Source organism: Shewanella piezotolerans WP3 (assembly GCF_000014885.1).
In the GTDB taxonomy this organism is placed as follows: Bacteria; Pseudomonadota; Gammaproteobacteria; order Enterobacterales; family Shewanellaceae; genus Shewanella; species Shewanella piezotolerans.
On the sequence record NC_011566.1, the window covers coordinates 2,328,964 to 2,335,000 of the forward strand.

General features: G+C 43.0%; 4 protein-coding genes. 3 read left to right on the plus strand and 1 reads right to left on the minus strand.

Annotation, left to right across the window (positions count from 1 at the left end; translation table 11 throughout):
* The first annotated feature begins 170 nt into the window (after positions 1–170).
* Entirely contained in the window at positions 171–1,091 is a 921-nt protein-coding gene (lpxC, locus tag SWP_RS10000; protein WP_020912346.1) for a UDP-3-O-acyl-N-acetylglucosamine deacetylase, read from the plus strand.
* A 7-nt stretch (positions 1,092–1,098) separates the two neighbouring features.
* Here lpxC and SWP_RS10005 read toward each other — a convergent pair whose 3' ends face one another.
* Positions 1,099–1,551 (minus strand): DUF721 domain-containing protein, encoded by a 453-nt coding sequence (locus SWP_RS10005; protein ID WP_044555828.1) that lies wholly within the window; start codon positions 1,549–1,551, stop codon positions 1,099–1,101.
* A 27-nt stretch (positions 1,552–1,578) separates the two neighbouring features.
* Here SWP_RS10005 and SWP_RS10010 point away from each other — a divergent pair, with 27 nt between their 5' ends.
* Together SWP_RS10010 and secA are read left to right on the plus strand one after the other, a co-directional pair.
* Positions 1,579–2,478 (plus strand): M23 family metallopeptidase, encoded by a 900-nt coding sequence (locus SWP_RS10010; RefSeq protein WP_020912348.1) that lies wholly within the window; start codon positions 1,579–1,581, stop codon positions 2,476–2,478.
* Positions 2,479–2,537: 59 nt separating this feature from the next.
* Positions 2,538–5,261 (plus strand): preprotein translocase subunit SecA, encoded by a 2,724-nt coding sequence (secA, locus tag SWP_RS10015; protein ID WP_020912349.1) that lies wholly within the window; start codon positions 2,538–2,540, stop codon positions 5,259–5,261.
* The last annotated feature ends 776 nt before the right edge of the window (positions 5,262–6,037 follow it).

The window sequence follows — 6,037 nt, forward strand, 5'->3', positions numbered from 1 at the left end:
GTTAATAAGGTGTTAACTATTATAAGGCTATACTAATATATTGTCTTATAGTGGGTGTGTTTTTGGTATATTTGCAAAGATATGCTAAGATATCCGACCAGCATCGCCTGTACACGGTTGAAAAGTGTATGGATTGTGCTTTTTTGTTGAGCGAATAAACGGGTAAATACATGATTTTTCAAAGAACAGTCAAAGAAATGGTTAAAACTACTGGTGTTGGATTGCATTCCGGCAACAAGGTTACTTTGATCATTAAACCCGCACCTGTTAATACTGGCATCATGCTTGTTCGTACCGATTTGTCACCGGCAGTTGAAATTCCAGCTGTTGCTGAACAAGTACGTGAAACAACAATGTGTACTGCGCTAGTAAATGACGACGGTGTTCGTATTTCGACAATTGAGCATCTGTTTGCAGCACTTGCTGGATTGGGCATTGATAACGCCATTATTGAAGTTGATGCTCCTGAAATCCCGATTATGGATGGCAGTGCGAGCCCTTTTGTATTCCTACTACAGTCTGTAGGTATTGAAGAGCAAGCCGCCGCTAAGAAGTACATCAAGATCACTAAACCGATTCGTGTTGAAGACGGTGATAAGTGGGCTGAGTTAAAACCATTCAAAGGTTTTAGAGTTGATTTTGCCATTGACTTTAATCATCCAGAGATCGCCCGTAGTCAACAGCACATGGTGATGGATTTTTCATCTTCTGCTTTTGTTAAAGATATCAGTCGTGCGAGAACCTTTGGCTTTATGCGCGATATTGAATACTTGAGAGCAAATAATCTTGCGCTTGGTGGCAGTATGGAAAACGCCGTTGTACTTGACGAATACCGAGTCCTCAACCCCGATGGCCTGCGTTATGAGGACGAGTTCGTTAAGCACAAGATCTTAGATGCATTTGGTGACCTTTATGTTGCAGGTCATGCGATTGTTGGTGAGTTCTGTGCCTATAAAACAGGGCATGCACTGAACAACCAGTTAGTGCGTGCAATGCTTGCACAGCAAGATGCTTGGGAGATAGTCAGCTTTGAAAAAGAAGCTGATGCTCCAGTAAGTTTCTCAGTACCTTCAGGTGCCGTATTCGCTTAATAACGAATTAAGATTGCCTTGAACGGCTGGCTAATGCAGCCAGCCGTTTTAGTTTTACCGCCAACGTACCTTCTGCATGTTCAGCTAAAGCTTCAATGTGAGCTGCCGCATTTTCACTTATGTGGTTGTGAGCAGGTTTGGATTTTGTTTCATACATTAACAAGCTTGGGTTGACTTTGACTTCGATAGCGGTAAGCATGGGTAGCGTTTCGGCTTGCAGCATTTGCAATATTTTGGGTTTTTGGAAGTTAATTCTTGCAGCCCAAGCCGCCGTTGTTGTTTCAATTACCAAGGTACCTTGGCGTAGATTGGCAACCTTTAGCTGCTCTATCACTGGATCAGTAAGCACTTTTTTGACGTAGTGATCTAAGTGTAATAGCAGTTCTGCTTTTTCAGCCAAATTGGGCATGTTCCCTTGCTGATGCAGTAACTGACTGAGATCCTGTGGGGGCTTTTTCATATGATAATAAAATGGCTTAATTAGGCTATGAGTGTAACAGTTTTTATTCAAGGTCGAAACGGTGCCGCACGCTGGCAACCGGGAAAGCGTTGGTTGTTATTACCTATCTTGCTCATTGCAGCAGGAACAGGTCTTTATCAACACAATGCTAAGCAGCTTATAGAGCAACAGACCAATGCCGATAGTGAACGCTTGGCTCGTGAAGAGCAAAAAAGCGAGTTGCTCTCTTTAAAGAGTGCAACTGAAACTCAATTGTCGATGTTAGTGGCGCACGTTGCACGTATGCAAGCTAAACTCACGCGTATAGAAGCGTTGGGTCAGCAAGTTGCTCTAAATAATCAATTAGAAGATCAATTTGATTTCTCTTCAGAAGTCGGTGTTGGTGGTGCGAGTGAATTAGGTACTAACATTGAACTCGATCAGCTCATTGCCGATATGGATGCGCTGGTATTAAGAATGGATAATAATAATGTTCAGCTCTCACTACTTGAAACGGTAGCATCTAATCTCCATATAGATGAAGAACGTTATATATCTGGGCGACCAATTAAGAAAGGTTGGTTATCATCGCCCTATGGTTTACGAAATGATCCCTTTAGCGGTAAACGTACGATGCATAAAGGCATCGACTTTGCTGGAGAAGAGGGCGTCGATGTAGTCGCTACCGCAGGTGGCGTAGTTATGTGGGCGGACAAGATGTTTGGGTATGGCGAGCTAGTTGAAATTGATCATGGTAATGGTCTACGAACTCGTTATGGTCACAATAAAGCTTTGTCAGTAACCGTAGGCGACGTGGTCGCTAAAGGCGATAAGATCGCTGTTATGGGAAGTACTGGGCGCTCAACCGGGCCTCATGTGCACTATGAAGTGTTGCGCGGTGGACAGCAAATTGATCCGCAAAAATATGTCTACCGCAAGGCAGGTTAATCGAAAATAGGCTTTCAGGCTCTAAAAGGGACTTGGCCAACAACATAGAAGTGGTTCAGATGTTTGGTAAATTACTGACAAAAGTATTTGGTAGTCGCAACGATCGTACGCTTAAGGCTTTCGGTAAAGTCGTTAATAAAATTAATGGTTTTGAAGAAGAGTACGGGCAGTTATCAGATGAAGAATTAAAAGCAAAAACTAAAGTCTTTCGTGAACGTCTAGAGGCAGGGGAAACCCTAGATGACGTTTTACCAGAGGCATTCGCAACCGTACGCGAAGCATCAAAGCGTGTTTTCGAAATGCGTCATTTCGATGTCCAGCTTATTGGTGGCATGATTTTGGATAGTAACCGAATTGCAGAGATGCGTACCGGTGAAGGTAAAACGCTTACGGCGACCTTGCCAGCCTACTTAAATGGCTTAACAGGTAAAGGTGTTCACGTTATTACAGTTAACGACTACCTAGCTGGTCGTGATGCCGAAAATAACCGTCCTCTTTTTGAGTTCCTTGGTTTAAGCGTAGGAATTAATGTTGCAGGACTTGGGCAAGTAGAAAAGAAAGCCGCTTATGATGCCGATATCACATACGGTACCAATAACGAGTTTGGCTTTGATTACCTGCGTGACAATATGGCGTTTTCGCCTGCCGAGCGTGTTCAGCGCCCTTTGCATTATGCACTTATCGATGAAGTCGATTCAATCTTAATTGATGAAGCGCGTACTCCACTTATTATTTCTGGTGCAGCTGAAGATAGCTCAGAGCTATATACTAAGATAAATACCCTCATCCCAAATCTGATTCAGCAAGAAAAAGAAGATACTGAAGAAGAGATCGGTGAAGGTGATTACTCTATCGATGAAAAAGCCAAGCAAGTTCATATGACAGAGCGAGGCCAAGAAAAGGTCGAAGTGCTACTTACTGAGCGTGGCATGTTAGCCGAAGGCGACTCACTGTACTCTGCTGCTAACATTTCTCTGTTGCATCATGTTAATGCTGCACTGCGTGCACATACCTTATTTGAAAAAGATGTCGACTATATTGTTCAAGATAATGAAGTGATCATTGTTGATGAGCATACAGGTCGTACTATGCCTGGTCGTCGTTGGTCTGAAGGTCTGCATCAGGCTGTAGAAGCAAAAGAAGGCGTTCATATTCAAAATGAGAACCAAACTTTAGCATCTATTACCTTCCAGAACTTCTTCCGTCAATATGAGAAGCTTGCGGGTATGACGGGTACTGCGGATACCGAAGCTTTCGAATTCCAGCATATTTATGGTCTGGATACCGTAGTCGTTCCGACTAACCGTCCAATGGTTCGTCAAGATAATCCTGATTTGGTTTATCTGACTGCTGAAGAGAAGTATGCAGCGATTGTAAAGGATATTGTTGGTTGTCGTGAACGCGGTCAACCAGTGCTTGTCGGTACTGTTTCAATTGAGCAATCAGAATTACTGCACAGCTTATTAAAGAAAGAAAAGATCCCTCATGAGATTTTGAATGCTAAATTCCATGAGCGTGAAGCAGACATCGTTGCCCAGGCGGGTCGTACTGGCGCGGTAACCGTTGCAACTAACATGGCCGGTCGTGGTACCGATATCGTGTTAGGTGGCAATTGGAATATGGAAATTGAAGCCCTTGCTAATCCTACCGATGAGCAAAGAGCTAAAATTAAGGCTGATTGGCAAATTCGTCACGACGAAGTTGTTGATGCTGGCGGTTTGCATATCCTAGGTACAGAGCGTCATGAATCTCGCCGTATCGATAACCAGTTGCGTGGTCGCTCTGGTCGTCAAGGTGATGCTGGTTCTTCCCGCTTCTATTTATCTATGGAAGATAGCTTAATGCGTATCTTCGCCTCTGACAGAGTATCTTCAATGATGAAGAAACTCGGTATGGAAGAAGGTGAAGCTATTGAGCATCCGTGGGTATCTCGTGCCATTGAGAATGCACAACGTAAAGTTGAAGCACGTAACTTTGATATTCGTAAACAGCTGCTTGAGTTTGATGATGTTGCTAACGACCAGCGCCAGGTTGTTTATGCTCAACGTAATGAGCTTATGGATGCTGAGAGTATTAAAGATACCATTACTAATATTCAGACTGATGTAATCAATGAATTAATGGATCAGTATATCCCGCCTCAGTCAGTAGAAGAGCTATGGGATGTTGCAGGTTTAGAACAGCGATTGCAGCAAGAGTATACAATGGTACTTCCTATCCAAGAGTGGCTAGATAAGGAAGATGATCTTCATGAAGAAACATTGCGTGAGCGTATTGTAGATACATGGATTAATGCATATAAAGCTAAAGAAGAGATGGTAGGCGAGCAAGTTCTACGTCAATTTGAAAAAGCAGTTATGTTGCAAACTTTGGATGGGCTTTGGAAAGAGCATCTATCGGCCATGGATCATCTACGTCAAGGTATTCACTTACGTGGCTACGCGCAAAAGAATCCAAAGCAAGAGTATAAGCGTGAGTCGTTTGAGCTATTTCAGCAGATGCTTGAGTCATTAAAGCACGATGTGATTAGTATTTTGTCTAAAGTACAAGTTCAAGCGCAGTCAGATGTTGAAGAGATGGAAGAGCGTCGTCGTCAAGAAGATGCAAAGATCCGTCGTGATTACCAACATGCTGCAGCTGAAGCTATAGTCGGTGCGGAGGAGAGCGCAGCATTAGCTGCAACTCAGCCTCAGGTACGTGAAGGTGAGAAAGTGGGTCGAAATGATCCTTGTCCATGTGGTTCTGGTAAGAAGTACAAACAGTGTCACGGTAAGCTAAGCTAAGCTAAGACCGCGACAAAATAGACATAGAAGGGTGACTTATAAAGTCGCCCTTTTTTTTACTTATTATTAAGTAATTTATTTTGAAGCGAATAAGGGGGCCCGCCGCTTATTCTAAGCTCTTAGCACTTTGACTAGCGTGAACTGGAAACACCGCTAACATTAAAGACTAAGTTAATAATGTACTCAACTATAGCATTGAGGCCGCGTGCCCATAAAGTAGCCGTTTTAAGTGCTGTTTGTGGATAACTCTGAGGGTAACTAGTGACTAAAATGTGCTTAACTAGAAACGTGATAAAAAAGATATTATTTCTTTAAAAAGCGCTTGCGCTTGCTCAGGATTTGCCTATAATTCGCATCCACTGACACGGCACAGCAGGCCAACTACTTAGGTAGTACGGGACTTGCAGCAGTGTTAGAGAGATTAACTTCTTCGGAAATTAGCCTCAGGTGACAATCGCTTTAAGGGCTTCGGGTGATGATGGATTTCACGAGAGTGATTAAGAAATCAACGCTTAGAAAACTTCTTAAAATAAGCGCTTGACGCCGACACTGGAGAGTGTAGAATACGCCTCCTCAAGCCAACGACCTAGCGTCTTCGGCGAAGTATGAAAGATGACTTCACGCTCTTTAACAATATGACAAGCAAATCTGTGTGGGCACTCACAGGTGTTGAGTTATTCGAAATTGCATCTTAGATGCAATCAAAAATATTTCTCAATGAACCACTGAGTGACCATAGCAATATGTAAACTTCGAATATCTTCGGGTATTTGAAA

What these genes read in the sequence shown, in the direction of transcription:
- lpxC (WP_020912346.1), top strand. Translation starts at nt 171, where the DNA reads ATGATTTTTCAAAGAACAGTCAAAGAAATGGTTAAAACTACTGGTGTT.
- SWP_RS10010 (WP_020912348.1), top strand. Translation starts at nt 1,579, where the DNA reads ATGAGTGTAACAGTTTTTATTCAAGGTCGAAACGGTGCCGCACGCTGG.
- SWP_RS10005 (WP_044555828.1), bottom strand. Translation starts at nt 1,551, where the DNA reads ATGAAAAAGCCCCCACAGGATCTCAGTCAGTTACTGCATCAGCAAGGG.
- secA (WP_020912349.1), top strand. Translation starts at nt 2,538, where the DNA reads ATGTTTGGTAAATTACTGACAAAAGTATTTGGTAGTCGCAACGATCGT.